Source organism: Nonomuraea glycinis, assembly GCF_035920485.1.
GTDB lineage: Bacteria > Actinomycetota > Actinomycetes > Streptosporangiales > Streptosporangiaceae > Nonomuraea > Nonomuraea glycinis.
In genome coordinates this window covers 1285062-1308474 of record NZ_CP109166.1, presented here as the reverse complement: position 1 = coordinate 1308474, position 23413 = coordinate 1285062, and the positions used below count along the sequence as shown (strand labels likewise).

Genomic DNA, 23413 nt, shown 5'->3' with positions numbered 1-23413 from the left:
TAGTTTACGGATCGTGGACCTCGACTTCGTCAGTGCGCACGCCGGCCGTCCCGCGGCCGCCCTCACCCGCAGGGACGTCGCCCGCGCGCTGCTCGGCGTGCCCTCCGGGGTGGCGCTCGTGGCGCTGCCCGACCTGCGGCGGGAGCTCATGGCCGCCGGCAACCCCCTGTCGCCGCCGTTCTGGGAGTCGGCCAGGGCGACGCTCGGCTCCATCGAGTCGGGCGTCGCCACCGTCGGCGACGTGCAGCGCTGGGTCGAGTCGACGGGGAGCGAGCCGATCCTGATGACGCCGAGCTACTTCGTGTGGGCGGAGGAGAACGAGCGCGGGCCGGTGGCCGAGGAGATGTTCGACCTGCTCGTCGCCCATCTGGAGGAGCGGATGCGGGCGGGGGAGATCGACCCGGACGCGCTGGCGAGCGGCGACCACCGGGCCCGCCGCGCCTACGAGGAGCTGCAGGAGCGCTGGCTCGGCACGCCGCTGCCCGACGGGCGGGTGCCCGGCTTCGTGGTCAGCGACGAGCAGGACGAGGAGCTGTACGCGGCGGTGGACGAGGAGGAGGCGCTGGCGCTGTCGGAGCTGCACCGCGTCCTGGGCGAGCTGGACAAGCTGCCGGAGCTGCCCGGGGCCGACCTCGTGCGGGCCGGGACGCGGCTGCGGGAGCTGCTCGGCCGGCCCGGCTATCCGGCCAACGTGCTGCGGGCCTGCGCGGGGTTCGAGGACCGGCCGCTGCCCGAGGACGACACGGAGCTCTGGCTGGCGGTCGCGGCGGGGATCGCCGGGCCGCTCTCCGACCTGCCGGAGGAGGCGGATCTGCTGGAGGAGTTCGTGGACCTCGACCGCGAGCTCAGCGACGAGGACACGGTGCTGGCCAACCTGTTCGCCATTCAGTACGCCGACTGGCTGGCGGTGGTCGCCGCCCTGGCCAGGCTGGGGCCGGGAGTCCTCGCCTCACCCGAGCGGATCGCCCGGATGATCTCCGAGTCCGAGGACATCGACGCCTACGACGAGAGCCCCGACGACCTCGACGCGACCGAGGTGCTGTTCGGCCCGGTGGTGCGCCTGTGGGGGCACCTCGGCATCGTCGACGCGGACGGCGTGCTCACGCCGCTGGGCTGGTGGGGCCTGCCCCAGGCGCTGGAGCGCGCCTGGTCACCCGCCGACTGAGACCTCGCCTGCCTCAGCCGCTGGAGCGTCCGGCCACCCACCGCGCCTGCCTCAGCCGCTGGAGCGTCCGGCCACCCACCGCGCCTGCCTCAGCCGCTGGAGCGTCTGGCCACCCGCCGCTCCTGCCTCAGCCGCCTCGGACTCTGGAGGGCCTGGTCACCCGCCGGCCGGGGCGTCGACGAGGTCGCTGTATTCCGGGTGGCGCTCGATGTAGGAGGCCACGTAAGGGCAGAGCGGCACGACCCGCAGGCCGGCGTCGCGGCTCTCCTCCAGGGCGTGCTTGACCAGCCGGCCCGCCAGCCCCTTGCCCGAGTGCTCGGGCTGGACCTCGGTGTGCGTGATCACGATCTTGGTGGGCAGCAGGCGATAGTCGGCGAACCCGGCGACCTGGCCGTCCACGAGAAGCTCGAACCGGCTCCGCGCCGGGGCGTCGACCACCTCAATTGTCGGCATTGAGCTCGGATTTCTGGTCGAGGTCGGCCTCGTGCGGCACTTCGATCTTGGAGATCTGCTTGTTCATGGACTTGACCAGAACGTACAGGGCCAGGCCGATGAGGGCGACGACGGTGAAACCGAGGATCCCCGGGCTGATATCACCTGCTGCTAGGACGTTCACACCACCAGTCTGCCACCTGGGGGTCATGCTCCGTCCGGCGGCTCAGTGGCAGGCCGGCGTGGTCTCCTCGGCGTGGATCCCGGTGAACAGGTCGTCCTCCGGCAGCTCGGTGTCGACCAGCGAGCGCGCCAGGTGATAGTCCTCGGTCGGCCAGATCTCCTCCTGCACCTCACGCGGGCACTGGAAGAACCAGCCGTCGGGGTCCACCTGGGTGGCGTGCGCGAGCAGCGCCTCGTCGCGGATCTGGAAGTAGTCGGCGCAGCGCACCTGGGTGGTCACGTGCCACTTGGTGGGCCGGTCCTCCCACCGGGAGATCCAGTCGGCGTACGGCGAGCCGAGACCGCGCGCGGTCATCGCCTCGTGCAGCGCCTCGAACCGGTCCTTGCTGAAGCCCATGTGGTAGTAGAGCTTCAGCGGCTGCCACGGGTCACCGGTGCCGGGATAGCGGTCGGGGTCGCCCGCCGCCTCGAACGCCTCCACCGAGACCTTGTTGGTCATGATGTGGTCGGGGTGCGGGTATCCGCCGTCGTCGTCATAGGTGATGATCACATGCGGCCTGAACTCGCGCACCGCGGCGACCAGCGGAGCCGAGGCGTCCTCGAGCTTCTGCAGGGCGAAGCAGCCCTCGGGCAGCTCCTCCTCCTCGCTCTCCGGCAACCCCGAGTCGATGAAGCCCATGAAACGCTGCTCGACACCGAGGATCTCGCGGGCCCTGGCCATCTCGGCTCTGCGCACCTCCGCGATGTTCGCCACAATCTCGGGGCGATCCATCTTAGGGTTCAGTACGGAACCACGCTCACCGCCAGTGAGCGTACAGACCAGCACGTCCACGCCTTCGCGGACATAACGCGCCATCGTCGCAGCGCCCTTGCTCGACTCGTCGTCGGGGTGGGCGTGGACGGCCATCAGCCTCAGCGGTGCACTCACGGGCTCGATGTCTCCTCAGTAGGGACCGATCAGTCGCCCAGAGAGGTTAGTTTCTGCTGGGCGGTCGCGAGGGCGTGGCCCCCGCAGGCGACAATTGTCTCGGATAACGCTCAGGGAGTGCAGGGAGATTCCGCCATGGCCACCAGAGATGTCGAGAACGGTCCCGTTCTCGGCACACCCGACGACTTCCCGGACCGTCCAGAACGCGGCGGGCGGCTCGTCGTGCACGTCGTGATCGGCGTGCTCGTGGCCATCATCGCAGGCGGATGGGGTTATGTGATGTGGTCGATGACGGGCAGCAACACCGGCGCGGTGGCGCAGGTGGTGTCGTTCGACGTCGACAGGGCCCAAGCCGAGATCACCTTCACCGTCAGCAAGCCCTCCGACAGGGCCGCGGTCTGCCGGATCCGGGCCACGGACGTGGACCACGCAGAAGTCGGCAGCAGGGAAGTAAGAATTCCCGCTGGTGAGGGTAGTAAGCAGCTCAAGGAACGCCTGGACACCAGTGTCCAGGCCACTTCCGTGCATGTGCAGTACTGCAATCTCGTATAGTGAGACATTTGGGGAAGCGTTCGGGCGGCCGGCTTGTTAGTCTTTCGCGATTCACCGCACGTAACCTTCAGTGATCTCAGGGCCCCCTAGCTAGCAAGGAGAACCCGTGGCCGACTCTCGCGATGAGAACGTCACATGGCTGACGCAGGAGGCGTACGACCGCCTGAAGGCCGAGTACGAGTATCTCTCGGGGCCCGGGCGCGTCGACATCGCCAAGAAGATTGAGGCCGCCCGCGAAGAGGGTGACCTCAAGGAGAACGGCGGCTACCACGCGGCCAAGGACGAACAGGGCAAGATGGAGGCGCGGATCTTCCATCTCCGCCAGATCCTGGACGCCGCGCAGGTCGGTGAGGCCCCCAAGACCGAGGGGGTGGTGGGTCCCGGCATGACGGTGACCATCCGCTTCGTCGGCGACGACGACGAGGTGACGTTCCTGCTCGCATCCCGCGAGGAGAGCGGCTCCCCGATCGACGTCTACTCGCCACGGTCCCCGCTCGGCTCGGCGATCAACGGCAAGAAGATCGGTGAGAAGGCGACGTACAGCATGCCCAACGGCCGCCAGAACACCGTCGAGATCCTCGAGGCTGTGCCGTACATCGGCAACTGACCCCCGAAGAACAGCTCCGCCGGGCCCACGCAGGCCCGGCGGAGTTCGCGCGTTCCTCGGCGATCCGCCAGGACCTCGGCTTCCTGGTGAGCACCAGGAAGCGGCGTGACACCCGCAAGCTGATCCCGTTCATCGTGGTGGCGCTGGTCGCCGTGCTGACGGCCGACGTGCTGCTGCTCGCCGAGAGCAGGCAGCCGGCCCAGCCGGTCGCCGCGGACCCCGTCCGCGTCCGCCCGGCTCCGCAGCAGAGCCTGATGGCGCAGTCGAAGACGGTGCAGCCGGTGAAGCCGCTCGCGGGCCTGCACAAGCCCAACCTGTTCGTGGTGACGCGCAAGCCGCTCACCCGGGCGCACTTACAGAGGATCGCCCGGCTGCCGGGAGTGCGCGCGCTGGAGGTGGCCGACGCCGCCAGTGTCACGCTCGACGGCAAGCGGGTGCAGACCCTCGCCGTCGAGCCTTCCTCCTTCCGCGCCTACACGCCGAAGGTGACGGCCGCCTCGGACGCGCTGTGGAGCAACGTGGCGGCGGGCGACGTGGCCGTGTCCTTCGTGCTGGGCAACGACGGCGGGCTGGCACTGCACAGCAAGGTGAGCGGGCCGGCCGGGCCGCTGCGGATCGGCGCCTACGCGACCACCGGCTTCGGCGGGGTGGACGCGGTCGTGTCCAAGCAGACCGGCCGCGCGCTGGGCCTGCCGCGCGACAACGCGCTGATCGTCAGCGCGCCGAAGGCCAACTCGGCCAGACTCCGCGACCGGCTGGAGAAACTGCTGCCGAAGGGCACCCAGACGGCCATGGTCAACCCGGTGCTGCCCGCGCCGCGGATCAGGCAGCGGAACTGGCCGACCGGGTCGTTCATGTCCGCCGCGCAGCTCACGGTGGCCTTACGGGCCGCCGCCTCCAAGCTCGGCATGCCGTACGTGTGGGGCGCCGAGGGGCCGACCACCTTCGACTGCTCGGGGCTGGTCCAGTGGGCCTACGCCCAGGCGGGGGTGCGTATGCCGCGCGTGACGCACCAGCAGTGGGTGACCGGCCCGCAGGTGGAGCTCAGCCAGGCCCAGCCCGGTGACCTGCTGTTCTGGCGCAACGACCCCACCAATCCGGCCTACATCTCGCATGTGGCGATTTATTGGGGTAACGGCAAGATGCTGCACGCCCCTCGCACCGGCGATGTGGTGAAGATCGCCCCGGTGAACACCCGCAACCTGGCCGGCGTGGTCAGGGTGAGCCCGCAGGCCGCCACCCAGGTTCGCTGAGAGTTCCGTCCGTACCAGACCTTTTAGTTCTAGTACGTGCCATTTCTCGGCAACTGTGTAATGTTGATTACATGGTGAGCGACGACATGACAGCGCAGATGCGCGGCTGGTTCACCGGGCGGCTCCCGCAGGGCTGGTTCACCGGCCCGCCGCAGGTCACCAGGGACCGTGAGGAGATCGCGGTCGTCGGCACGCTGCCGGAGCCTCCGGCGGGCGTGGAGGAGGTCGAGCGCGGCGCCCTCATCGACGGGCTGATCGGCCGGTTCAGGGAGGAGACCAGGGAGCGGCGCATCGAGATCGCCAAGGAGGCCGAGCACAAGTTCCGGCAGAAGGTCTCCTGGGGTGTCGCCTGCGGTGGCGAGACTGTGATGTTCACCACACTCTCCGTGCCCGTCATGACGAGGTTGCGCCAGTCCGAGCGGCAGGTGCTCGACACCCTCGTGGCCGCCGGCGTGGCCCGCAGTCGCAGCGACGCCCTCGCCTGGTGCGTACGCCTGGTCGGCCGCAACACCGACACCTGGCTGGGTGAATTGCGCGACGCTCTGCAGCATGTGGACCGGGTGCGGTCCGCCGGGCCCGACGTGAATGCATGAATTTCCTGGCCCGGATTGGACTAAACCATTCGGCACATTGGTTTAGACCATTTCGATTGGCCTAAACCAGTGCGCATGTGACTTTCTTTTAAAACGTGTCCCGGTGGGTAGGCTCCCCCAATCGTCAAGGCCGCTGCCTGCGGCGACAGCCGCGTCAGAGGTCTACGCCAATTGGCTTTCCGGTGTCGTCGTCGTCAATGATGAGCGGGCCCTGAGAGAGTGGAGGAGCCGCAGCCGTGTCTGTTTCCGTGGAAGTTCCCACGCCTACCGCCAATGCCGAATTGGCCGCCTGGGTGAAAGAGATAGCCGCTCTTACCGAGCCGGACCGGATCGAGTGGTGCGACGGCTCGGAAGAGGAGTGGACGCGCCTGACCAACCTCCTGGTGGACCAGGGGACGTTCACCCGGCTGGCCAAGCGGCCCAACAGCTTCTACGCGACCTCCGACCCGAGCGACGTGGCCAGGGTCGAGGACCGCACCTTCATCTGCTCCGAGCGGGAGCAGGACGCCGGGCCGACCAACAACTGGATCGCGCCGGCCGAGATGCGCGAGACCTTCGGCAAGGTGTTCAAGGGCAGCATGCGCGGCCGCACGATGTACGTCGTGCCGTTCTGCATGGGGCCGCTCGGCGGTGACATCTCCCAGCTCGGCGTGGAGATCACCGACTCGCCGTACGTCGCGGTGTCGATGCGGATCATGACCAGGATGGGCGAGCGGGCGCTGCGCCTGATCGAGCAGCGCGGCGAGTTCGTCAAGGCCGTGCACAGCGTCGGCGCGCCGCTGGAGCCCGGCCGGCAGGACGTCCCGTGGCCGTGCAACTCCACCAAGTACATCAGCCACTTCCCCGAGACCCGCGAGATCTGGTCCTACGGCTCCGGCTACGGCGGCAACGCCCTGCTCGGCAAGAAGTGCTACGCGCTGCGCATCGCCAGCGTGATGGCCAGAGAGCACGGCTGGCTGGCCGAGCACATGCTCATCCTCAAGCTCACGCCGCCCTCGGGACAGGCCCGCTACGTCGCGGCCGCCTTCCCGAGCGCCTGCGGCAAGACCAACCTCGCCATGCTCCAGCCGACCATCCCCGGCTGGAAGGTCGAGACGATCGGCGACGACATCGCCTGGATGCGCTTCGGCGACGACGGCCGGCTCTACGCCATCAACCCCGAGGCCGGTTTCTTCGGCGTCGCGCCCGGCACGGGTGAGACCACCAACGCCAACGCGGTCAAGACGCTCTGGGGCAACAGCATCTTCACCAACGTCGCGCTCACCGACGACGGCGACGTGTGGTGGGAGGGCCTGACCGACCAGCCGCCGGCGCACCTGACCGACTGGAAGGGCCGCTCCTGGACCCCGGACAGCGACGAGCCCGCGGCCCATCCGAACTCCCGCTTCACCACGCCCGCCTCCCAGTGCCCGATCATCGCTGCCGAATGGCAGGACCCCAAGGGCGTGCCCATCTCGGCGATCCTGTTCGGCGGCCGCCGCGCCACCGCGGTGCCGCTGGTCACCGAGTCGCTGAGCTGGCAGCACGGCGTCTTCCTCGGCGCGAACATCGCCTCGGAGAAGACCGCGGCGGCCGAAGGCAAGGTCGGCGAGCTGCGCCACGACCCGTTCGCGATGCTGCCGTTCTGCGGCTACAACATGGGCGACTACTTCGCCCACTGGCTGGACGTCGGCCGCCGCCAGGGCGCCGAGCTGCCGCGCATCTACTACGTGAACTGGTTCCGCAAGAACGCCGACGGCAAGTTCATCTGGCCCGGCTTCGGCGAGAACAGCCGCGTGCTCAAGTGGATCGTGGACCGCCTCAACGGCCAGGCCAACGCCGTGCCGACCCCGATCGGGCTGCTGCCGGACGCGCTCGACACCGAAGGGCTCGACCTGGCGGAGGAGGACCTGCGCACGCTGCTGAGCGTCGACCGCGAGGTGTGGCGCGAGGAGGCGGCGCTGATCCCGGCCCACTTCGAGACGTTCGGCGAGCAACTGCCCAAGGAGCTGTGGGAGGAGTACGACGCCCTGGTGGACCGCCTGGGCTGACCTTGTGCGACGCGGCGGGCCCGGCTAGCTTGGCGGGCCTGTCGTGCTGCCGAGGGGGCCGGGGTGGACAACGTCTTACTGATCGCGGCCGTCTGCGTGGTGGGCCTGGTCCTGGCCGCCGACCGAGCCGCCCAGAACGCCGCCGACAGGGCCCGGGGCAGAGCCAGGCCCGGCGGCTCCGGTCATGACCTGTCGGCCTACGAGCTGGCGTACCTCTTCGGCGGGCCGAGACGCGCGCTCAACGCGGCGCTGGCCGTCCTCGCGACGGCCGGCGCCGTTCGCGTCTCACGCGGCGCGTGGGTGACCATCGTGTACGGCGCCCGCCCGTCGCCGGTGCCGATCGAACAGGCGGTGCTGGACTTCCTCGGCACCCGGCAGGGCGGCTGCACGGCGGGTGAGCTGCGGCACGCGCTGGCGGAGCAGCCGGCGCTCACCGAGCTGGGCGACGGTCTTGTCCGCCGGGGGCTGCTGGTGCCCCAGGGGGCGGTGGCCGACGCCGCGCGCGGGCGCCTGAGGTGGCTGGTGGCGGCCGTGGTGGTGGCAGTCGTCTTCGGCGTGACCGCGATCGTGCTGGCGGTGGCCGGGGTGGCGGGCACGGAGAACAAGTTCGTCGGCGCGCTGCTGTTCACCGCGTTCGGGGTGTTCGTGGGCGCCCAGGCGATCTTCAAGCAGCGCCGCAAGCTGGGGGACCGGGTCAGCCACGAAGGGCGCAGGGTGCTCCTGTCCGCGTTGCGCCGGCATCCGCGCGGCCTGCGCGACCGGACCTCGCTGAGCCTGGCCGTCGGTGTCCCCGTGGCGCTGTACGGCCTGGGCGCGGTGGACGACCGGATCATCGCCGAGGAGCTGGCCACCGGAGATCCGGGCGGTGACATCGCCGGAGCCTGCGGAACCCACGGGGACTTCTCCTCGGGGTTCGGCTCCTCAGACTCCTCCTCGGACTCCTCCTCGGGCTTCGGGGACGGCGGGGGCGGTTTCGGGGGCGGCGACTTCGGCGGCGGCGGATCGTCCGGCTGCGGTGGGGGCGGCGGGTCAGGTGGTTGACACCTTTTGGTGGGAAACTTTCCGCCGATCGCGGTCGTCTAGTGGTTACATGCAGAGGAGGCGGCTATGGGGGTCCTCGTAACACTCATCCTGGTCTGCGCCGTGTTGATCGCGGCCGTGATCGCGAACGCCACGTCGCTCAAGAGCAGATATGCCCGCATACGCCAGGCCGTGGACACGGGGGCGCGCGAGCTCGGCGCCTACGAGGTCGCCTATCTCGCCGGCGGCTCGCTGCGGGTGGTCAACACCGTCCTGGCCGTGCTGATCCGTACGGGACTGCTGCGGGTCTCCCGAGGCGGCCTCCTGCACCCCGTCGCGGGCGTGGACCGTCCCGGTGACGACCTCGAACGGGCCGTGCTGGCGGCGGCGGGCGGCCGGCCCGGCGGGACCCCGGCGGCGGAGGTGCGCCACGAGGTCGGCAAGAGCCAGGAGATGGGCGCCGTCGAGCACCGGCTCATCGCCACCGGGCTGATCCTCCCCGGGGCGGCGAACGGGATGGCCCGCACCCGGCTCGGACTCCTGGCGCTGCTGTCGGCGCTGTGCCTGATCGTCGCGCTGGTGAGCCTCTTCTGCGTGCTGTTCCTGCCCGAGCCGGCCGCCATGGCGCGAGGGCTGCTGACCGTGGCCGCGGTGGCGCTGCTGGTGACCGGCTTCGTCGGACTGCGTACGTACGGACGGTTACGGCGGGCGCTGCGGAGCCTGGTCACCGAGGCGGGCCGCGACCGGCTGCGCACGGCGAGGACCTCGTATCGGCCTGGCGCGCCGGTGACGGCGGCGTCGGACATCTCCATGCCCGTCGCGCTGTACGGCATGGGCGCGATGGGCGACCCCGCGACCGAGGCCGAGCTGAACGCCCGGAACAACTCGGTGCCGGCCACCGGCGGCTGCGCGGGGGGAACCTGCGGCGGCTCCTACGACAACACCCACAGCTTCGGCGGCGGCGACTTCTCCAGCAGTTCCAGCAGCTCCGGCAGTTCCGCCGGCTCGTGCGGCGGTGGCAGCAGTTCGTGCGGCGGCGGTGGCGGCTGCGGCGGAGGCTGCGGTGGCGGCTGACCACCGGCCGGAGCAGGCCCGGATGGAGCGGCTGGGGCTGGGCATCGGGTGGCGTTCGGAGATCGATCTCACGGTGGAGAGGCTGGCCGGCGTCGAGTTCGTCGAGGTCATCGCCGAGAACATCCGTCCCACGTCCCTGCCCACGTCGCTGCGGGTGCTGCGCGAGCGCGGCCTGCCGGTGATCCCGCACGGCGTGAGCCTCGGCGTCGGCGGCGCCGAACCGCCGTCCGCCGCGACCCTCGCCCACCTGGCCGCCTGCGCCCAGGCACTGGACGCCCCGCTGGTCAGCGAGCACCTCGCCTTCGTCAGGGCGGGCGGCGTCGAGGCCGGTCACCTGCTGCCCGTGCCCCGCACCCGCGACGCGCTCAAGGTCGTCGCGCAGAACGTGCGTCAGGCCCAGGACGCACTGCCCGTCCCGCTGGCTCTGGAGAACGTGGCCGCCATCTTCGGCTGGCCCGAGGACGAGCTCACCGACGGGCAGTTCCTGGGCGAGCTGGTCGAGCTCACCGGCGTGCACCTGCTCATCGACGTCGCCAACCTCTACACCAACCAGGTGAACCTCGGGCTGCCGGCGGTCCAGGCGCTGGACGACCTGCCGCTGTCGCAGCTCGCGTACGTGCACGTCGCCGGCGGGGAGGAGCACGGCGGCGTCTGGCACGACACGCACACCGCCTCGGTGCCCGAGCCCGTCCTCGACATCCTCGCGGCCCTATGCGCCCGCACCGACCCGCCAGGGGTCCTGCTGGAGTGGGACGACCACTACCCCAGCGACGACGCACTCGCCGCCGAACTCTCCCGCATCCGAGCCGCGACCACCAGACCCCCCACATGACCCCCGACCGGCACCCCGACCCGCCCGCCGGGCTTGGCGGGGACCTTGGGGTGGGCGCTGGGGTGGATGGTGCGGCTCGGCGGAGGCTGGGTGCGGCGCAGGCGCGGGTGGTGGCGGCGCTGGTCAGTGGCGCTGAGCCGCCGGAGGGGTTCGACGCCGCGCGGTTGAGGGTGCAGGCGGGAAGCCTGGTGGCCAAGCGCCGCGGCGTCGTAGCCAGGTTGCGGCCGGACGCGGCCAGGGCGGCGGGGAAGGATCTGGCCGCCGACTTCGCCGCCTACGCCCGCTCCCGGACCGTACCGCCGCCCGGCTATCGCGCGGACGCCGACGACTTCGCGGCCTGGCTCCGTACCCAAGGGAAGATGCCCGCCCCGCCCGGTGAGCCCGCTCAGTCTCGTGAGCCCGCTCAGTCCGGTGAGCTCGCTCAGTCGGGGGAGTCCGGCGCGGTCCGTGGGTCGGTCAAGGGGGTGTGGTGGCGGTGGTTACGGCGGGGCGCCGGCTGATCGGAGGAAAGATCACGCCGGTGGCAGACCCTCTCCGGAGGAGGGTTACGCTGTCAATTACGCGCTATTCCCCTCGGTGCCCGAGCGGCCACGGGTGGCGAGTGGCGGCTGCCCCCGCAGGCCCTGTGAAAGACCTGGAGGACGGCCGGGCTGAGCATCCGGGCGGTGCGCACGCCGGCGGCGCCGACCGGATTCGCGCACGGCCCCGTGGACGGGCTCGTGGACGAGGCGGAAGGTCGCGTGGAGCCCGTTCTGGACACGGGCACGGGCGAAACGCGGTGATAATGGCCTGTTGGGTCGTCCGACCTGAGGTACTGCAGCGCTGGGGAGGGACTCCGTGGGCCTGCGCGATCTGGTCTACCGGGTGTACGAACGCCGGTTGGAGGCCAAGCTGTCGAAAGACAGCATGCCCCGGCACGTCGGGGTCATCATCGACGGCAACCGCCGCTGGGCGCGCGCCATGGGGATGCGGGACGTCGCGACGGGACACCGCAAGGGCGCCGACAAGATAGCCGAGCTGCTCACCTGGTGCCGCGAGACCGGCGTCGAGGTCGTCACGGTCTGGATGCTGTCCAACGACAACCTCAACCGTCCCAGCGAGGAGCTCGAGCCGCTGCTGGGCATCATCGAGGACGTCACGCGGGAGCTCGTGGAGCAGGGGTGGCGGATCAGCCCGGTAGGCGCACTCGACCTGCTTCCGGACAGGACGGCTAATGTCCTGAAAAATGCGAAAGAAGTGACATCACACCGTCCGGGCCTGATTGTGAACGTTGCAGTTGGGTATGGAGGAAGGCGTGAGATTGCCGATGCGGTGCGCTCACTCCTCCAGGAGCATGCGAGCAAGGGCGCGAGCATCGAGGACCTCGTCGAGGTTCTCGATGTCGAACATATCGCGGAGCATCTCTACACTCGCGGCCAGCCCGACCCGGATCTGCTCATCCGGACCTCGGGCGAGCAGCGTCTGTCGGGTTTCATGTTGTGGCAGAGCGCTCACTCAGAGTTCTACTTCCACGAGGCTTACTGGCCCGACTTCCGCAGGGTCGATTTCCTGCGGGCGCTGCGAGACTACGCTGCGAGACACCGACGTTACGGTTCCTGACGGGACATCTGGGTATCCAGAACGTAACGTTGGAAGTGTCCGGTCGCAGACCGGACACTCCGGAGAGGTCCCGCCTTTGCACCAACACTTGCCAAGGGGGGCCGGAACCCGGCGCCGCCGGCAGGTCGCGGTGGCAGATCCGGGTCCGGTCCGAATCCCGCCTCGTCTGCAGGGTGCCCGACCGCTAGGGCGCCCGGGGGAGAACGTGTGGCAGTGTCCTCGAGCAACCCTTCGACCAAGCCCGCCAAGCGCACCTACGTGCTGGACACCTCGGTCCTGCTGGCCGATCCGGCGGCGATGACTCGCTTCGCGGAGCACGATGTCGTCCTGCCGATCGTCGTGATCACGGAGCTGGAGGGAAAGCGGCACCATCCCGAGCTGGGCTATTTCGCCAGAAAAGCCCTGCGCTACTTCGACGACCTGCGCGTGGAGTACGGCAGGCTGGACGAGCCCATGCCGACAGGGGACGGCACGATCAGGGTTGAGCTCAATCACAGCGATCCATCCATCCTGCCCGTCGGGTTCCGCCTGGGCGACAACGACACGCGCATCCTCACCGTGGCCCGCACGCTGGCCGCCGAGGGTTGCGATGTCGTACTCGTCTCCAAGGACCTGCCCATGCGGGTCAAGGCGGCCTCGATCGGCCTGTCGGCGGAGGAATACCGCGCCGGGCTGGTCGTCGAGTCCGGCTGGACGGGGATGGCCGAGGTCCAGGTGACCGCGGAGGATGTCGAGACGCTGTTCGAGCACGGCACGGCCGACCTGGAGGAGACCAGGGAGCTGCCCACGCACACCGGTCTGCGGCTGCTGTCGGCGAAGGGATCGGCGCTCGGGCGGGTGCAGCCGGACAAGTCGGTCAAGCTGGTGCGCGGTGACCGTGAGGTGTTCGGGCTGCACGGCCGCTCCGCGGAGCAGCGCATCGCGCTGGACCTGCTCATGGACCCGGAGATCGGCATCGTCTCCCTCGGTGGCCGGGCCGGCACGGGCAAGTCCGCCCTGGCCCTCTGCGCGGGCCTGGAGGCGGTCCTGGAGCGCCGCCAGCACCGCAAGGTGGTCGTCTTCCGCCCGCTGTACGCGGTCGGCGGTCAGGAGCTCGGCTACCTGCCCGGCGGCGAGGGCGAGAAGATGGGCCCGTGGGCGCAGGCGGTCTACGACACCCTGGGCGCGGTCACCACGCCGGAGGTGATCGACGAGGTGCTCGATCGCGGCATGCTGGAGGTGCTGCCGCTCACCCACATCCGTGGCCGGTCGCTGCATGACGCCTTCGTCATCGTGGACGAGGCCCAGTCGCTGGAGCGCGGGGTGCTGCTGACCGTGCTCAGCCGCATCGGCGCCAACTCGCGGGTGGTGCTCACCCACGACATCGCCCAGCGGGACAACCTTCGGGTCGGGCGGCACGACGGCGTGGTCGCCGTGGTGGAGAAGCTGAAGGGGCATCCGCTGTTCGCGCACGTCACGCTGACCAGGTCCGAGCGCTCGCCGATCGCCGCACTGGTGACGGAGATGCTGGAGGACCTGTCCATCTAGTTCACTTGAACTCGCCGCACGTGAGCCGCCCCTCCGTGGTGCTGGAGGGGCGGTCCACGTACCGGCGGACGATCTTGACTTCCTCGACGGTCGTGTCCTGCTGGGCGGTGCACACGATCTGTGCCTTGCCGGGCTCGGTCAGCGTGCCGTCACCCCTGATGAACACCGTCAGCGTCGAGGTGCGCGGCAGCTTGACCTCGTCGCGCTGGACGGGGTTGAGCGAGTCCTCGGTGCCCTCGAAGGCGAAGCCGCGCAGGGCGGTGTCCCGGTCGCCGAGCGGCTGGGTGGAGGCCTCGAACAGGGCGGTAAGCAGGCTGCTCACCGAGTCGGAGTCCACGTCGGCGGGCTCCAGCGTGAGCTCGCCGTCCTTGAGCAGGTAGATGGTCTTGGACGGGGGCGGCACCCGGACGACGGGCGGGCCGCCCCGCTCCATCACGTCGGTAGGGGAGATGCCGCACGCCGCCGCCAGGAGCAGCGCGGCCACCGCGAGCGCGGGTCTCCTGCTCATGCGTGCGGGAGCCAGACCGTGAAGAGCGTGCCGGGACTCTGCGCCCGTACGGAGATCGTGCCGCCGTGCAGGTGCACGTTGGCGCGCGCGATGGCCAGCCCCAGGCCGCTGCCCTGACTGCGGGAGCGGCCCGCGCCCGCCTTGTAGAAGCGGTCGAACACGTACGGCATCGCCGCCGCCGGGATGCCCTGGCCGTGGTCGCGCACCTTCACCTCCAGGCCGTTCTGCGTGCCTCTCGCGCTGACATTCACCGGGGGCCCGCCGTGCTTGATCGCGTTGCCGACCAGGTTGGCCACGATGACGTCGAACCTGCTCAGGTCGAGGGTGACGGTCAGGCTCCGGGAGGAGCTGACCTGGACCTGCTCGCTCCAGCCGCGCACCTCCAGGCATTCGTGGATGGCGTCGGACACGTTGACCGGCTCCAGGTTGAGGGTGGCCGTGCCCGCGTCGAAGCGGCTCACCTCGATGAGGTGCTCGACCAGTTCGCGCAGCCGCTCGATCTCGTGCAGCACCAGCCGCACCGCCTCGGCGGGCGCGGGCGGCAGCCGGTCGGCCTCCTCCGACAGCATGTCCGCCACGGCCGTCATCGCGGTGAGCGGGGTGCGCAGCTCGTGCGAGACGTCGGCGACGAACCTGCGGGACATCGCCTCCAGCGAGCGCAGCTCCGACACGCTCAGCTCCAGCGCCGCCGCCGCGTCGTTGAACCGGGAGGTGAGCTCGGCGAGCTCGTCCTGTCCGTGCACCGGCAGGCGGGTGTCCAGGCGGCCCTGGCCGAGCGCCTGAGCCGCCGCGCTGAGCCGCCGGACGGGCAGCAGCACCTGCCTGGCCGACAGCACGGCCACCACCAGGGCGATCAGCACGACGGCCGCGCCGCCCTGGGCGAGGGTGGCGCGCAGCGTGGCCAGCTGGCTCTCGTCGTTGCGCAGCGGGAAGAAGACGAACGCCCGTAGCCCGGTGGCCTCGGGCGCCTCCGCGGTCTCGCGGTGGACCTCGGCGCCGACGATGAGCCAGAGCTCGCCGCGCAGCGCCTTGCGCTGGGTGACGATGCTCTGCTTGGCCCGGCCGTGCAGCTCGTTGGGCACGTCGTTCATGGTCATCGGGCCGTCGGTGTGCGTCAGCCTGCCGTACTCCAGGACGACGCTGCGGCCGGGCCCGTCGAGTGCCTGGGACAGGTTGGTCAGCTCTCTGGTGCCGGGTTCGGCCTCGCCCGGCCTGAGCCTGCCGATGGGGAAGCTGATCTGGTTGAGCTGCCTGGTCACCAGGTCGACGGCGGAGTCCTCGGCCCGCTTGATCAGCGCCGCCTTGGCCAGCTCGAACCCGATGGTCGCGACGAGGGCGGAGGCGGTGACGGCCACCAGGGTGAAGGTGATGATCAGACGCGCGCGGAACCCGGTGGGTAGCCAGATCACGGAGGACTGAACCGGTAGCCGAAGCCGCGCACGGTGTGGATGAACACCGGCTCCGCCGGTCTCGGCTCGATCTTCGCCCGGACCCGCTGCACGCAGGCGTCGACCAGGCGGGAGTCCGCGACGTGCGTGTGGTCCCAGACCGCGCGCAGCAGGTAGCGCCGGTTGAGCACCTGGCCGGGATGGCGTACCAGCTCCAGCAGCAGTCGCAGCTCGGTGGGCGTCAGGTGGATCTCCTTGCTGGCCAGCATGACCTTGAGCGCGCCTCTGTCGATCATGAGGTCACCGAACGAGATGCGGTCCGAGGCGGCGGATTCGGCCCTGCGCAGTATGGCGCGGATGCGGGCGTCCAGCACCCGCGGCTCCACCGGTTTGACCACGTAGTCGTCGGCGCCGGCCTCCAGGCCGACCACCACGTCCAGGTCGTCGCCCCGCGCGGTGAGCAGGATCACGGGGAGCTGGTCGAGCTTGCGGATGCGCCGGCACACCTCCACGCCGTCGATGCCGGGCAGCATGACGTCGAGGATGACGATCTCGGGACGGCGGGAGCGGATGTGGTCCAGAGCCTCCTCGCCCGTCGCGTAGGCCGTGACGGAGTGCCCCTGCCTGGTCAGCGCCAGTTCGAGCGCCGTGCGTACGGAGGGGTCGTCTTCAACGAGGAGAATGCCAGCCACGGGCACATTATTAGTCCATGTCTCATATATCCGGGTTGTGTCACGAAACCGTGACCTGTCGGGGATGGGGCCCTTAAGTCCCTGCGGCAGGCTGGTTACGGCCCTCCCTTCGGTTACGGGAGCCCGAAGGGAGGGTCGTCTCACTGTGACCAAAATCACAACGATCGGGAAAGTCCGGGCTAACCTGCAGGTTAGCCAACAGAAGGCAAAGTAAATCCCGCGTTTCGGTTGCGGAGTACCCCCCCAGGCAGGGCAAGCTCATGGACCGTGAGCCCAGGCCCGAAGTTGAGTGAGCGCCCAGCGCGCAGCGCCTCCCGCCCGAAACGTCGGCGCTCGCGGCTGACCCTGAAGCAGATAGCGATCATCACCGTGTCCTTGGTGGTCGTCTTCGGCGGCGGCGGTTACGTCGCCAACCGCGCGATCCAGAACGCCAACGCCCCGCAGGGCGACGTGCTCTCGCTGGAGGATCTCGGCGCGTTCGCCAGCGGTGACCTCAGCGCGCCGGACCCCGAGACCGACGCGCTCAAGGAGGCGGCCACGCAGGCTTACAAGGCCGCCGAGCTCAAGGCCGCGCGCGAGGGCAAGGACGCGCTCGACGTGATCGAGATCAAGAAGAAGGCGCCGGGCGGCGACGGCTTCCCCCCGGCCAACTTCCCGCCCGGCAGCGACCCGTCCCCCGGCAGCAACAAGGCCACGGCCAAGAGCATGCTGGCCTCGGCCGGGTTCGGCCTGGACCAGTGGGGCTGCCTGGAGTCGCTCTGGATGAAGGAGAGCGGCTGGAACGAGCGGGCGATGAACCGCTACTCCGGCGCCTACGGCATCCCCCAGTCCCTGCCCGGCACCAAGATGGCCAGCGCGGGCGCGGACTGGCAGACCAACGCCGCCACCCAGATCAAGTGGGGCCTGGGCTACATCAAGGGCCGTTATGGCACTCCGTGCGCGGCATGGGGGCACTCGCAGGCCAAGGGATGGTACTAGCGGGTCAGCTTTCCTTCTGTAATCGGCAAGCCGTCGCGCCCCTCCATGTATGACCGCGCACGCTGGCGGCATGGGTGTGAAGGTCAGTGTGATCGTCAATGTCCACAACCCGGGGGATCGCGCCGATGCGTGCATCCGCTCCACGCTGGAGCAGACCCTTCCGGCGGACGACTATGAAGTGATCTTCGTCGACGACGGGTCCACCGACGGGGTCGCCGAGCGGCTCGACACCGTCGCGGCCGTCCGCCGCAACGTGCGGGTGCTGCACCTGCCGCACACAGGATCACCGATGCGCGGGCGCAACGTCGGCCTGGCGTCGGCCAGGGGCGACTACGTCTACCTGCTCGACCAGTACGACAGGCTGGAGCGGGACGCGCTGGAGCGGATGCACGAGCGGGCCGCCGAGACCGACGCCGACGTGCTCGTCGGCCGCCTGGCGCGCGACGGCGGCGCGCCGATGACCGCGTTCGACCGCAGCAAGGCCCGCGCCGACATCCTGCGCGACCGGCTGCTCAGCCTGCTCACGCCGCACAAGCTCTACCGCCGCGCCTTCCTTGAGGAGCACGAGCTCGGCTTCGCCGTGCCCGGCGGGCCCATCGCCGAGCAGGACTTCGTGATGCGGGCCTACCTGCAGGCCAAGGTCATCGCGGTGCTGGCCGAGCACGTCTGCTGCCACCTCGGCGAGCGCACCGTGATCGAGGAGAACCCGCGCACCACCGTACGGGAGCTGCGGGCGCTGCTCGGCCACATCGACGCCTACGTCGGGGAGGGCCGCCAGCGCGACCGCATGTACGCCCACTGGCTGCGCACCGCCGTACTGCGGCCCTTCCTCACCACCGCGTTCGCGAGCTCCTCCATCGACCGGGGCGCCTACTTCCGGATGATCCAGGACCTGGTCGGCGAGCGTTTCCCCGACCGGCTCGACCGCTACCTGCCGGTTCAGCTCAGGGCCATCGCCACGCTGATCCGCGCCGGGCGGCTGGACCAGCTCGTCATGCTGGCCAACTCCTCACGGCGGGCGGGGCTGCGCGCCGACCTGACCGAGGTCCGCTGGGACGCGCACGTCCTGGTGCTCGGGCTGGCCGTGGAGGTGCTGGGCGGGGACGGCAGGCCCGACCGGTTCCGCACCGACGGCGAGCGCCTGTACTGGAAGCCGCCGCGGGCCATCGACGCCAAGCTGCTGCCGGACCACGTCACCGACGTCACCGACTCCGTCGAACGCGCCCGCATCGAGGTCTACGTACGGCATGCGGAGACCGGGGACGTGCACTTCCTTCCGGTGGCGTACCAGGTCGAACGGGTACCGGAGGGACGTCGGCACGCCCGCGTGCGGATCACCGGGGAGGCCAGGATGGACGTGATCGCGGCCGCCCAGGGCGAGCCGCTCAGGCCCGGCCAGTGGGAGGTGCACGTACGCATGTTCGGCGGCGCCTACCAGGCCAGGAGCCGGGTGCGGCGGACGGACGGCCCGCTCAACTGCCTGGGCGTGCTCGCCCAGCGGCCCAGGATGCGGCTGGTGGTGCCGTGCTGGACCGACGACGGTCAGCTCGGCCTGGCCGTCGAGCCGCGCTCGTTCACCGAGTCGATCGCCCTGGTGTCCCCCGGGGTGCGGGCCAAGCTGGTGGAGGAGCACCTGTTCGTGGTGCTGCCCGTGCCGTACGTGCCGCCGAGCGGCGGGCCGCCGCTGGAGCTGGTGCTGCGCGGCGCCGGGCGGCGGCCCCGCGAGGTGTCGGCGCCCGCGCTGGTCGAGGCCGGGGTGCCGGGCAAGATGGCCGGCCAGCTCGTGGCCAAGGTGCCGGTCAAGCGGCGGATGGCGGGCCGCGACACCCTCGGCCCCGGCGCCTGGCTGCCGTCGCTGCGCAGCACGGAGGAGGAGATCGGGCTGCGCTTCGCGCTGGAGATGCGCCGGGGGCGGGTCGAGGTGTGCCCGAGCAGCGCGGTCACCCCGCAGCGGCGCTCGCCCATGGGCCGCGACACCGTCCTGCACCGCCTGGGCCGCCGCCTGCCCGGCGCGCGGCACCTGGTGCGGCTGGCCCGCGCGGGCAAGCATCGTTACCTCAAGGACTGACCCACCCGGGTCTCCCCCTATGGGGCCGGAATCCACACGCTATGGGGAAGCTGTGTGGCCCAGCCGGTGCAGGCGGAGCGCGAGCTGGATCTCCAGCGCCCGCTCGGGCTCCTGCCAGCCGTCGCCGAGCAGCTTGCCGATCCTGTCGAGGCGCTGCGTGACGGTGTTGACGTGGATGTGCATGGCCTCGGCCGTGCGCGACGGCGAGCCTCCGCAGCCGAAGTAGGCGGTCAACGTCGCGCCCAGCGCGGTGCCCCGCTGGGTGTCGTAGTCGATGACCGGGCCGAGCACCGAGCCGACGAAGCCGCGCACGTCGCGGCCCTCGCCGATGAGCAGGCCGACGAAGCCCAGCTCGGCGGCGCTCGCCCCGTCGCCCGCGCGGCCGAGCGCGAGGAGCGCCTCCGCGCAGCGGCGCGCCTCGTGGTAGGCGGTGGCCACGTCGCCGGCCTGCGACGCGCCCGCCGTGGCCGGGGCGCGCAGCGACGCGCTCAGCTCGGCGGCGACCCGGCGGGCGAGGTCGCCGGCGCGCACGCCGGGCAGCAGCAGCACCACCTCACCGGCCCGGCCGGCGGCCAGCCCGTGCCGGACGGCCGCCTCCGAAGAGGCCCAGAACGCCGCCCGCTCGCGCTGCCCGTCGTGCCTGACCACCACCACGACGTGCGGCGCGGACAGGTCGACGCCCAGCCTGCGGGCCCGGTCGTGCAGGCCGGGCGAGTCCGGCCGGGAGATCAGGTCGTCGAGCAGCTCGCCGCGTACGCGTCCCTCGGCCTCCGCGACGCTCCTGCGGAACAGCAGCAGCAGCGCGCACACCAGCGCGGCCCGCTCCAGGATGCGCTCGTCGGCGTCGTCGCTGCGCAGGACCAGCGTGCAGAGCGGCTCCCCGCCGACGTCCACCGACGCGATCCGCAGGTCGCCCTTGCGCACGGTACGGCCCAGCGCCCTGGACGCCTGCGCGGCCTCGGACACGCCGGCGTCCAGCTCGCCCGCGTCGCCGGTGAGCGGCCTGCCGAGGTCGTCGAGGACGGCCAGCGACCCACCGAGCACGTCCGTCACGACGGCGGCCACGTCCTCGATGCCGCCGCCCCGCAGCACCAGCGAGGTCATCCGGTCGTGGGCCGTCGCGGCCCGCTCCACCGCCTCGGCGTGCTCCCGGGCGGTGGAGTGCGCCCGGGAGAGCTCCTCCAGCGCGTTCCTGGTCTCCTGCAGCAGCCGGGCGTTGTCGAGCGCCACGGCGGCGTGCGCGGCCAGGCTCGCCAGCAGCGACACCTCCTCCTGCGCGAACGGCCTGGCGCTGCGGTTGGCGGCGAACAGCACGCCGATCACCCGCTGGCCCAGCCGCAGCGGCACGCCGAGGATCGCGACCAGGCCCTCCTCGATGACGGCCTCGTCGATGTCGTGCTTGTGGCGGAAGCGCGCGTCGTCGAAGTAGTCGACCGTCGTGTACGGCACCGCCGTCTGCGCGACCAGCCCGCCGAGCCCTGCCCCCATGGCCAGCCTGAGCGACCTGAACTTGGCCGAGATCGAGCCGTCGGTCACCCGCATGTACGTGTCGCCGCGGGCGGGGTCGTGCAGCGTGAGGTAGGCGGTGTCGGTGGCCAGCAGCCGCCGGGCCCGGTGCACGATCGCCTCCAGCACCGCGTCCACGTCGCGCAGCGCCGACAGGTCGCCCGCGGTGTCGTAGAGGGCCGACAGCTCGGCCTCGCGCCTGGCCCGGCGCCGCAGCAGCGCCCGCACCTTGAGCGCCTCGACCTTGGCGAGCTCCAGCTCCTCGACGGCCGCCGGATCGGCCCCGGCGGCCCTGGCCTCGATGATGGGCCCCTCGAACTCGACCGCCGAGGCCTGCCGGGCGAGCAGTTCGAGGAAGCGCCTGACCACTATCGAGCCGTCCAGCCGCCGTCGACGGGCAGGGACACGCCGGTGATGAACGAGCCGCTGGGTCCGCACAGATAGGCGACGAGCTCGGCCACCTCCTCGGGCTCGATCAGCCGCTTGATCGCCGCCGGTGCCAGCATGATGTCCGCGACGACCTCGTCCGCGCCGATGCCGTGCATCCTGGCCTGGTCCGCGATCTGCCCCTCGACCAGCGCCGTCCGCACATAGGCGGGGCACACGCAGGTGGAGGTCACGCCGTGCGGCGCCCCTTCGAGCGCCAGCGTCTTGGAGAACCCCTCCAGCGCATGCTTCGCCGTCGTATAAGCCGATTTATACGGCGAAGCACGCAATCCATGGACAGAGGAGATGTTGACGATCCGTCCCCACCCCCGGGCGTACATCCCCGGCAGCACCCGCCGCGCGATCAGGAACGGAGCCTCCACCATGACCTTGAGGATGGTGGCGAACACCTCCGGCGGGAACTCCTCGATCGGCGCCACATGCTGGAATCCGGCATTGTTCACCACGATGTCCACGGGCTCGTCCGGCAGCCCGTCGGCGAACCCGGGCGCGCTCAGGTCAGCCACCACGGCCAGCCCGCCGACCTCCGCAGCCACCTTCGCCGCCGCCTCGCCCTGCCGGTCGACCACCAGCACCCTGGCCCCGTCCGCGGCCAATCGCCGGGCGCAGGCCGCGCCGATGCCGCTCCCCGCCCCCGTCACCAGTGCGGTACGTCCAGTCAGCTCCTTCGCCATGCATCCGACCCTAGGCGCAGGCCGGCCCGTGACGCATGGCTGCCACCGACATAAATCAGCGACGCGCCATGTGTGCCCGACTCCTGGAAGGGGAATCTCCTTGACGCTGATACCGTACGGGGCATGAACGCGTATCCGTCCCGTTGGTGGCCCGCCCTCTAGGCGGTCCCACCAGCGCGCGTACGCATCCTGGCCGCCTCGACGAGGCGGCCGCCGGCATCAGCAGGACGCCCGTCGAGCGCTCGACACACCGAAAGGGCGTCACATGACCGGCACGACCACTTGGGCCACCCTGCTCGCCACGCTCCTCGATCGCGAGGCCCTCACCTCCGGCCAGGCGGCCTGGGCCATGTCCCAGATCATGTCAGGCACCGCGACGGACGCCCAGATCGCCGCCTTCGCCGTCGCCCTGCGGGCCAAGGGCGAGACCATCGCCGAGGTCGCGGGCCTGGCCGACGGCCTGCTGGCCGGCACCTCCGCGATCAGGATCCCCGGCGACACCGTGGACCTCGTCGGCACCGGCGGAGACCGCGCGAACACGGTCAACATCTCCACCATGGCCGCCATCGTCGCCGCGGCGGCCGGCGCCAAGGTCGTCAAGCACGGCGGCCGCGCCGCCTCCTCCTCCACCGGCGCCGCCGACGTCCTGGAGGAACTGGGCGTCGCCATCGACCTGCCCCCGGCCGCCGTCGCCCGGGTCGCCGAGGAGGTGGGCATCACCTTCTGCTTCGCCCCCACCTTCCACCCGGCGCTCAAGCACGCCTCCCGCGCCCGGCGCCAGCTCGGTATCCCCACCGTCTTCAACTTCCTGGCCCCGCTCACCAACCCGGCGCTCCCCGCCGCCCAGGCGGTCGGCGTCTACCACGAGACCATGGCGGCCGTGATCGCCGGAGTCCTGGCCGAACGCGGCGCGTCCGCCCTGGTCTTCCGGGGCGACGACGGCCTGGACGAGCTCACCACCTCCGGCCCGTCCACCGTCTACGTCGTACGCCGCGGCACGGCCGGCCGCACCCGGCTCGACCCCGCCGACCTCGACATCCCCTACTGCGACCCCGCGGACCTGCGCGGCGGCGACGCCCCGCACAACGCCGCCGTGGCCCGCGCCGTCCTGTCCGGCGAGACCGGCCCGGTCAGGGACATCGTGCTGCTCAACGCCGCCGCCGCCCTGGTGGCCACCGGCGGCGCCCCGCCCGCCGACGAGCTCACCCCCGCCCTGGCCCAGGCCTGCAAGCAGGCGGCGGAGGCCGTCGACACGGGGGCCGCCACGGCACTGCTGGCCCGCTGGATCACCGCCACCCAGCGTGCCCGCGCGGGGCGGGCCTGACCGGGCTCAGGTCGGCCGGGCTCAGGTCGGCCG

At 71.0% G+C, this 23413-nt stretch carries 23 protein-coding genes; 15 read left to right on the top strand and 8 right to left on the bottom strand.

Annotated elements, in window-relative coordinates:
* Window positions 1-13: 13 nt before the first annotated feature.
* On the top strand, window positions 14-1165 hold the full coding sequence (locus tag OHA68_RS06015; RefSeq protein WP_327106699.1) for a hypothetical protein: 1152 nt from the start codon (window positions 14-16) through the stop codon (window positions 1163-1165).
* A gap of 156 nt (window positions 1166-1321) precedes the next feature.
* Here OHA68_RS06015 and OHA68_RS06010 read toward each other — a convergent pair whose 3' ends face one another.
* Genes OHA68_RS06010 through mca form a run of 3 tightly spaced genes read right to left on the bottom strand, consistent with a single transcriptional unit; the run spans window position 1322 to window position 2708 of the window.
* A complete protein-coding gene (locus tag OHA68_RS06010; RefSeq protein WP_189141913.1) occupies window positions 1322-1618 on the bottom strand; it encodes a GNAT family N-acetyltransferase in 297 nt (98 codons plus the stop codon).
* Complete coding sequence (locus tag OHA68_RS06005; RefSeq protein ID WP_225277749.1) at window positions 1605-1781, bottom strand: hypothetical protein; 177 nt, start codon at window positions 1779-1781, stop codon at window positions 1605-1607. The genes OHA68_RS06010 and OHA68_RS06005 overlap by 14 nt, the downstream gene beginning before the upstream one ends.
* A 42-nt stretch (window positions 1782-1823) precedes the next feature.
* Complete coding sequence (gene mca / locus OHA68_RS06000; protein WP_189141911.1) at window positions 1824-2708, bottom strand: mycothiol conjugate amidase Mca; 885 nt, start codon at window positions 2706-2708, stop codon at window positions 1824-1826.
* A gap of 135 nt (window positions 2709-2843) precedes the next feature.
* Here mca and OHA68_RS05995 point away from each other — a divergent pair, with 135 nt between their 5' ends.
* The 11 genes from OHA68_RS05995 to OHA68_RS05945 all read left to right on the top strand — a co-directional run bounded on the left by OHA68_RS05995 (window position 2844) and on the right by OHA68_RS05945 (window position 13795).
* Window positions 2844-3260 (top strand): DUF4307 domain-containing protein, encoded by a 417-nt coding sequence (locus tag OHA68_RS05995; RefSeq protein WP_189141910.1) that lies wholly within the window; start codon window positions 2844-2846, stop codon window positions 3258-3260.
* Between the two features lie 106 nt (window positions 3261-3366).
* Entirely contained in the window at window positions 3367-3867 is a 501-nt protein-coding gene (gene greA / locus OHA68_RS05990) for a transcription elongation factor GreA (RefSeq protein ID WP_189141909.1), read from the top strand.
* An 86-nt stretch (window positions 3868-3953) separates the two neighbouring features.
* Window positions 3954-5120 (top strand): C40 family peptidase, encoded by a 1167-nt coding sequence (locus OHA68_RS05985; RefSeq protein WP_327106698.1) that lies wholly within the window; start codon window positions 3954-3956, stop codon window positions 5118-5120.
* Window positions 5121-5191: 71 nt separating this feature from the next.
* Window positions 5192-5713, top strand: a complete 522-nt coding sequence (locus OHA68_RS05980) for a hypothetical protein (RefSeq protein WP_189141908.1) — start codon at window positions 5192-5194, stop codon at window positions 5711-5713.
* A gap of 236 nt (window positions 5714-5949) precedes the next feature.
* Window positions 5950-7743, top strand: a complete 1794-nt coding sequence (locus tag OHA68_RS05975; RefSeq protein WP_327106697.1) for a phosphoenolpyruvate carboxykinase (GTP) — start codon at window positions 5950-5952, stop codon at window positions 7741-7743.
* Between the two features lie 63 nt (window positions 7744-7806).
* Window positions 7807-8784 carry a TIGR04222 domain-containing membrane protein gene (locus OHA68_RS05970; protein WP_327106696.1) on the top strand — a complete coding sequence of 326 codons (978 nt, stop codon included), beginning with the start codon at window positions 7807-7809 and terminating at the stop codon, window positions 8782-8784.
* Between the two features lie 66 nt (window positions 8785-8850).
* On the top strand, window positions 8851-9837 hold the full coding sequence (locus OHA68_RS05965; protein ID WP_327106695.1) for a TIGR04222 domain-containing membrane protein: 987 nt from the start codon (window positions 8851-8853) through the stop codon (window positions 9835-9837).
* Complete coding sequence (locus tag OHA68_RS05960) at window positions 9827-10669, top strand: DUF692 domain-containing protein (RefSeq protein ID WP_327106694.1); 843 nt, start codon at window positions 9827-9829, stop codon at window positions 10667-10669. The genes OHA68_RS05965 and OHA68_RS05960 overlap by 11 nt, the downstream gene beginning before the upstream one ends.
* Window positions 10666-11169, top strand: a complete 504-nt coding sequence (locus OHA68_RS05955; RefSeq protein ID WP_327106693.1) for a hypothetical protein — start codon at window positions 10666-10668, stop codon at window positions 11167-11169. Before OHA68_RS05960 ends, OHA68_RS05955 begins: the two co-directional genes overlap by 4 nt.
* A gap of 337 nt (window positions 11170-11506) precedes the next feature.
* The gene (locus OHA68_RS05950; protein WP_189141903.1) at window positions 11507-12268 is read left to right on the top strand and encodes an isoprenyl transferase; all 762 of its coding nucleotides are present in this window, start codon (window positions 11507-11509) and stop codon (window positions 12266-12268) included.
* A 207-nt stretch (window positions 12269-12475) separates the two neighbouring features.
* The gene (locus OHA68_RS05945; protein WP_327106692.1) at window positions 12476-13795 is read left to right on the top strand and encodes a PhoH family protein; all 1320 of its coding nucleotides are present in this window, start codon (window positions 12476-12478) and stop codon (window positions 13793-13795) included.
* 1 nt (window position 13796) lies between these two features.
* Here the strand turns inward: OHA68_RS05945 and OHA68_RS05940 are convergent, their stop codons facing one another.
* From OHA68_RS05940 to OHA68_RS05930, 3 genes are read right to left on the bottom strand one after another with little or no spacing between them, the layout of a single operon-like run.
* Window positions 13797-14303 carry a hypothetical protein gene (locus tag OHA68_RS05940; protein WP_327106691.1) on the bottom strand — a complete coding sequence of 169 codons (507 nt, stop codon included), beginning with the start codon at window positions 14301-14303 and terminating at the stop codon, window positions 13797-13799.
* Window positions 14300-15712 (bottom strand): HAMP domain-containing sensor histidine kinase, encoded by a 1413-nt coding sequence (locus OHA68_RS05935; protein WP_327106690.1) that lies wholly within the window; start codon window positions 15710-15712, stop codon window positions 14300-14302. The genes OHA68_RS05940 and OHA68_RS05935 overlap by 4 nt, the downstream gene beginning before the upstream one ends.
* On the bottom strand, window positions 15709-16383 hold the full coding sequence (locus OHA68_RS05930; protein WP_189141900.1) for a response regulator transcription factor: 675 nt from the start codon (window positions 16381-16383) through the stop codon (window positions 15709-15711). The genes OHA68_RS05935 and OHA68_RS05930 overlap by 4 nt, the downstream gene beginning before the upstream one ends.
* A gap of 369 nt (window positions 16384-16752) precedes the next feature.
* Here OHA68_RS05930 and OHA68_RS05925 point away from each other — a divergent pair, with 369 nt between their 5' ends.
* Window positions 16753-17361 carry an aggregation-promoting factor C-terminal-like domain-containing protein gene (locus tag OHA68_RS05925; protein ID WP_456094123.1) on the top strand — a complete coding sequence of 203 codons (609 nt, stop codon included), beginning with the start codon at window positions 16753-16755 and terminating at the stop codon, window positions 17359-17361.
* Between the two features lie 49 nt (window positions 17362-17410).
* The gene (locus OHA68_RS05920; RefSeq protein ID WP_327106689.1) at window positions 17411-19429 is read left to right on the top strand and encodes a glycosyltransferase family 2 protein; all 2019 of its coding nucleotides are present in this window, start codon (window positions 17411-17413) and stop codon (window positions 19427-19429) included.
* A gap of 39 nt (window positions 19430-19468) precedes the next feature.
* Here the strand turns inward: OHA68_RS05920 and OHA68_RS05915 are convergent, their stop codons facing one another.
* Both OHA68_RS05915 and OHA68_RS05910 read right to left on the bottom strand, forming a co-directional pair.
* Window positions 19469-21304: a helix-turn-helix domain-containing protein gene (locus OHA68_RS05915; protein WP_327106688.1), complete on the bottom strand. Its 1836-nt coding sequence runs from the start codon at window positions 21302-21304 to the stop codon at window positions 19469-19471.
* A complete protein-coding gene (locus tag OHA68_RS05910) occupies window positions 21304-22056 on the bottom strand; it encodes a 3-hydroxybutyrate dehydrogenase (RefSeq protein ID WP_327106687.1) in 753 nt (250 codons plus the stop codon). The genes OHA68_RS05915 and OHA68_RS05910 overlap by 1 nt, the downstream gene beginning before the upstream one ends.
* A 265-nt stretch (window positions 22057-22321) precedes the next feature.
* Between OHA68_RS05910 and trpD the strand changes: the two genes are divergently transcribed.
* Window positions 22322-23380 carry an anthranilate phosphoribosyltransferase gene (gene trpD / locus OHA68_RS05905; RefSeq protein WP_327106686.1) on the top strand — a complete coding sequence of 353 codons (1059 nt, stop codon included), beginning with the start codon at window positions 22322-22324 and terminating at the stop codon, window positions 23378-23380.
* Window positions 23381-23413: the final 33 nt, after the last annotated feature.

Bases quoted from the DNA above. Each gene is read 5' to 3' on its own strand.
- OHA68_RS06010 (WP_189141913.1), bottom strand. From the start codon at position 1,618: ATGCCGACAATTGAGGTGGTCGACGCCCCGGCGCGGAGCCGGTTCGAG.
- OHA68_RS05955 (WP_327106693.1), top strand. From the start codon at position 10,666: ATGACCCCCGACCGGCACCCCGACCCGCCCGCCGGGCTTGGCGGGGAC.
- OHA68_RS05940 (WP_327106691.1), bottom strand. From the start codon at position 14,303: ATGAGCAGGAGACCCGCGCTCGCGGTGGCCGCGCTGCTCCTGGCGGCG.
- trpD (WP_327106686.1), top strand. From the start codon at position 22,322: ATGACCGGCACGACCACTTGGGCCACCCTGCTCGCCACGCTCCTCGAT.
- OHA68_RS05980 (WP_189141908.1), top strand. From the start codon at position 5,192: ATGGTGAGCGACGACATGACAGCGCAGATGCGCGGCTGGTTCACCGGG.
- OHA68_RS05995 (WP_189141910.1), top strand. From the start codon at position 2,844: ATGGCCACCAGAGATGTCGAGAACGGTCCCGTTCTCGGCACACCCGAC.
- OHA68_RS05965 (WP_327106695.1), top strand. From the start codon at position 8,851: ATGGGGGTCCTCGTAACACTCATCCTGGTCTGCGCCGTGTTGATCGCG.
- OHA68_RS05910 (WP_327106687.1), bottom strand. From the start codon at position 22,056: ATGGCGAAGGAGCTGACTGGACGTACCGCACTGGTGACGGGGGCGGGG.
- OHA68_RS05920 (WP_327106689.1), top strand. From the start codon at position 17,411: ATGACCGCGCACGCTGGCGGCATGGGTGTGAAGGTCAGTGTGATCGTC.